Origin of the sequence: Shewanella benthica KT99, assembly GCF_000172075.1 — a bacterium.
Taxonomy (GTDB): domain Bacteria; phylum Pseudomonadota; class Gammaproteobacteria; order Enterobacterales; family Shewanellaceae; genus Shewanella; species Shewanella benthica_A.
In genome coordinates, this window is record NZ_ABIC01000079.1 from 1 (window position 1) to 4,591 (window position 4,591).

At 46.5% G+C, this 4,591-nt stretch carries 4 protein-coding genes; 2 read left to right on the plus strand and 2 right to left on the minus strand.

From position 1 onward, the window contains the following. Window positions 1–292: ISAs1 family transposase (locus KT99_RS19220; protein WP_050774394.1), on the minus strand; the 292-nt coding region annotated here is incomplete at its 3' end. A 198-nt stretch (window positions 293–490) separates the two neighbouring features. Here KT99_RS19220 and cysZ point away from each other — a divergent pair. Both cysZ and KT99_RS19230 read left to right on the plus strand, forming a co-directional pair. Further along, window positions 491–1,267, plus strand: coding sequence for a sulfate transporter CysZ (gene cysZ / locus KT99_RS19225; protein ID WP_040572239.1), 777 nt, complete (start codon window positions 491–493; stop codon window positions 1,265–1,267). Between the two features lie 274 nt (window positions 1,268–1,541). Beyond that, complete coding sequence (locus KT99_RS19230; protein WP_005503588.1) at window positions 1,542–1,724, plus strand: hypothetical protein; 183 nt, start codon at window positions 1,542–1,544, stop codon at window positions 1,722–1,724. A 118-nt stretch (window positions 1,725–1,842) separates the two neighbouring features. Here the strand turns inward: KT99_RS19230 and KT99_RS19235 are convergent, their stop codons facing one another. Continuing rightward, window positions 1,843–4,158 (minus strand): hypothetical protein, encoded by a 2,316-nt coding sequence (locus KT99_RS19235; RefSeq protein WP_005503590.1) that lies wholly within the window; start codon window positions 4,156–4,158, stop codon window positions 1,843–1,845. Window positions 4,159–4,591 lie beyond the last annotated feature (433 nt).

The following is a 4,591-nucleotide window of genomic DNA, read 5'->3' on the forward strand; positions in this document are numbered from 1 at the left end:
CTAGGAGAGAAGAAATCCAAGTTTGAAAAGCTTTCTCTATTTCATCCGCTTTTAATCGGCAGATAACACGGGCAATAGTGTCATGCCGAGGAATAGCTGCTTTAAAAGGACGATACTGACGAAGCCAATCAAGCTTTAGATGTCCAAAGTTTTCAATGTCTTCCCATCCTTCAGAGCCTGACATAACCGCACTTATAGCGAGTAAAATAATATCTAATAAGTTATGTTTTTTACAACGCTCAATACGGGGTTCCGCAATCGAATCAAAATGTTTTAAAAAAGTAGCAGTCATTAACATCACCAAAAAAGAGTATTTGGTGATCTGATCGCTACTTGAGCATAAAGTTCAATTTATAATGATCTTGCCGTGCCATTTATACCAATCTGAGTAGATCACTTTCTCATATTGATTGGTATTACTACTTGTCATCATCATGCGGGTGGAACACAATCTTGATAAGTTTACATGGAATGGTGATCGAATCTATTTATGAACCCCAAAACAAACCCAACAACAAGCAAGAGCGGAGTGAATTACTTCCTCGATGGATTTAGTCTGATCAAGACTAAAGGGCTGAGACGCTTTGTGTTTATTCCCTTGATGATTAATCTGGTCATCTTTGCCAGCGTCATCTATTTTGCCATAGGTCAGTTAGAAAGCGCCTTCGTCTGGCTAACCGGTCAACTCCCTGAATACCTTAGCTGGCTCAATTTTATCCTCTGGCCTCTGGCCGTTATCACCCTACTAGTGGTGCTGTCTTTTCTGTTTAGCTCTGTGATGAACTGGATTGCCGCGCCTTTTAATGGCTTACTCGCCGAAAAGGTCGAGCAACACCTCACAGGTAAAGATCTCAATACCGGCACTACGATAGACTTAATTAAAGATCTGCCACGGATATTGGGCCGGGAATGGATAAAGCTTAAATACTACTTGCCCAGAGCCATCATCTGCCTGATCTTGTTCTGGGTCCCCTTTGTCGGTCAAACTTTTGCCCCCATCATCTGGTTCCTGTTTAGTGCCTGGATGATGGCGATACAATACTGTGATTATCCCTTCGATAACCATAAGGTGCCCTTCCCCGACATGAAATTTGCCCTCAAGCAGACTAAGGGAACGAGTTTCAGTTTCGGCGCCGCCGTCACCCTGTTTTCGATGATCCCCATAATTAACTTTATCGTGATGCCAGTGGCAATTTGTGGCGCGACAGCCATGTGGGTGGATAAATATCGCGAAGCCTATAAACACCCAGAAATAGCACCAGAGTAACGTCTCCTGCCATCCCTGAAGTGCTAGTCGCGCTATGATGAGCAAGAGAACAATCGCGAAGCCTAAACACCGCCAGTTCCCTAATATGTTTCTGGACAGAAATGAGTTTGAGTTAAAGTTCTTAAAGTAACGATTTACATTAGGGGATGCATGGCAACCTGACACGTACTAACGCTGGCTGCAACAGCGCAAGTTTGGGGGGAAGCGAGAGACTTTCTGACTGCCAGATTAAGCGCAGAGAATAAAGTTTACACTGACCCCACTGGTTCAGTTTATGGCAGATGGCCAAACCTTGGTAAGTGGTAATATATTGGTCTCTGGTAACGTATCATTCGCTCCCATAGCGAGTGACACATACAAGGTTACCGGTGAGCTCAACAAATATAGCTCTTCCGTGTGGGTTGAAGATTCAAAAGGCAATATAGTCAGCGAGAAAATTGTAGCTAAAGTCTATTAAGTGAATAAGCAGAGGTCATATGATTATGACCTCTGCTAGATTTATATAAACTTAATCTGTAATATCAAGAATCTTCAGCATTTTTTCCATCGGTCACCCTAGATTCAGCACTAAAATCTTACTCAAAACCATTGGGTAGCGGTGGGCAATGTTCCGGATCACTGGGGACAAATTTAACCCCATTGCCATCTGCAACCTTCATATTGTTAAAGGTGTCGAGCAGAGTCTTATAGTGATCTTGGTCGGCGGCATTAGCGCCTTGCCATGCGGTGATGGCTGCGGCAACGATGTCGGCCGTCGACATGGTTCCCCCACTTGGTAGCATCACCATGGCATCGCCATCTAAGCGATACTCAATATTGAACAGAAATGCCAATAACTGTTGGGCTAACTGCTCTTTGGGATCGCCACCGCCATTGCTGTCTATCAGGAAGTGAGACACCTCCGCCTTAGGCGTGCCGGCTCCGGCCGAGACGCCGGCAGAAATGCTGTCATTTTGATAGGCCGCCGCGACGGGATCGCCATTGGTGAACATACCATCGAAGGGTTCATCCCCCTTGCCGAAATAACTGGTCTCACTGTCATAGGGTTCTAAGGTATTAATATAACTGGTGATAAAGTCGGTCATCATCTCTCCTAGACCGTTTTTATTATGCCAATAACCCTTAGTACCGAAGCTCACCTCGTTGAAACAGATGTTGGTAAAGTCGACACTGCTAAATGGAGTATTGCTGTCGTCGAGATAGGCATTACCCATGATGGGCGTCAGTCGGCCATCGCTGCCCGAGGCTTCGGAGCGAACATCGAAGTCAACCATGACGGTAGAGGTGGCTATCCAGCCGGCGGCTGTGGCCTCCTCGATTCGATAGTTATCCGTTGGATACTGAGTAAGCGGTGCATCACCGTAACCATTGGGGAGCAATACCTGGAAGGTCAGTTTACCCTCGTTATCTGTCACCCTATTGGCTATACCTGCTACGAGCAGAGGATCGGATGTTAACCCGAAGCGGTCGACTAGTTCTTGATAGAGAACGGGGGTGGCCACCGAGCCGATGGTATCTGGGATCGGGCCGCCATTGGACTCCAACAGGCTAGGTGCATATGTTAATCTCACTGGCCAGTTGGCGAGCCCTACTTCGCCTTGATCTTGCATGCCGTTGCCATTGGTATCGAAGATCTTGGTCACATCTATATCCGCGAAGCCCACCTGACCTAAGGTGAGGGTGATCTGCGGATCGCTATTGGTACTCGCCACTACACCGAGGTCGGCGGCGATAAAGCTGGAAAACTCATTGGCCGTTTGTGGGCTTAAGCCATCATCGAACAGATCGGGACAGGGCATGATCATGGTAAAACGCGCGATATAATCATTAACATCGTTACCATCCCATAGATTAGGATCCTCCGGGCCGCTATTGAGAGAGGTGAACGGCTGATAAGCATGGACATAACCCGACGTGGTGAAGTAGTCACTATTGAGGTTCTTATCCTTAGCTTCAGTCCAACGGAAGTGATCTAAAATCCAGGTATCATTCAACTGTCCCAGCGCTTCCTTAAGCAGGATAGTCGATGGGTCACCGCCGGACTCATCGTTGGTGCTGTCTGCATTACGCACCCCCAAGCCGTCTTCGATGCCGTATTCCCATTGCCAGATAAACTTCTCACCCAGATCCAGACGACAGTTTAGGTTAGCGTCATGGTAATTACGCACCGCTATGATACCGAATTGGGGCTTTTTCTCCTTCACCTTAAAGTTATCGGTTTTGGCATAACGGGGAATAAACCCATGGAAGTTTCCCGCCTGATAACCTTCCTGATTGGGTTGGTTAGCCGCGCCCATACCGCCAGAATTATCGAAGTCATTGACTGGATCATAGGCATCAACAGGCGTGATCCAGGCCTTGTAGACGCCGCCCTTGTTGGGTGTATCATCGTAAGGATAGAGCTGGATCACCATGGCGTAGAGGGGAGGACCGCCATGATCGATATCGGGATTGAACTCGTGTACAGCCATGGTCTTGTTGCCATTAGTTGGATATTGAGTGCATGACACCGCCTGCCAAGAACCTTGTTTCTTGACGAAATTGAGGCCGGAAGCGCCCAGATACTCAATAATGACACCGTTTTCAATTTTAATTTCACGGCAGCTAATGTGATCGCGAGACAGTAAGTCTTTACCGCTAGGATCTGTGACCTGAAAATAATAGTTGCCATCGGGCAGCGCCGCGGCAGTAGCCGGGGCATTCATCCTCGGGCCGCCGTCAAGATAGACCTCGAGCTTACTGGTATACCTCACATTTTCATTGACTATGCCACCATCATCCGTGGTAGTAAAAATAGCGCCCGATAAGGCGCTAGCCGCCATCGGGATGCTGGCGGCTAGGACCGTGAACATAGCTAAGATTGAACATCTAGGTTTACGAGGGAGTTTCATTAGTTTATTACCTCAACAATCGTAATTGTGCTGTAACTAATACATAGTTAATGCCAAGAATTTAGCCTTAAATTTCAAAGGCTTGAAAAACATCAAGTTGAGAGTTGTAACGAATACATGACACTTGCTATTAACCTTTGACGAATCAATTACTTATTATGTTTCGGATATGGCACAGCTTGATAACTATACAAGCCCTACTGGGTGACTAGATAAAACTTTTAGTTTCTACTTTTCAAGTGTTCAGACACCTGCGGTGAGGATCATTTCCCCCAATAACCAGCTGGAAAAAGGGTGTGATATTTAACACGCCTGACTTGGGCCTTCAATAGTAGTGAAGCCATCAGATAATCATGAATTTCAAAACCTTTAATCAGGCCACCCACAATACATCAACAATATAACGCTGCTGTAACGAGCTTCAGTCAACGCT

Bases quoted from the DNA above. Each gene is read 5' to 3' on its own strand.
- KT99_RS19230 (WP_005503588.1), top strand. From the start codon at position 1,542: ATGGCAGATGGCCAAACCTTGGTAAGTGGTAATATATTGGTCTCTGGT.
- KT99_RS19235 (WP_005503590.1), bottom strand. From the start codon at position 4,158: ATGAAACTCCCTCGTAAACCTAGATGTTCAATCTTAGCTATGTTCACG.
- cysZ (WP_040572239.1), top strand. From the start codon at position 491: ATGAACCCCAAAACAAACCCAACAACAAGCAAGAGCGGAGTGAATTAC.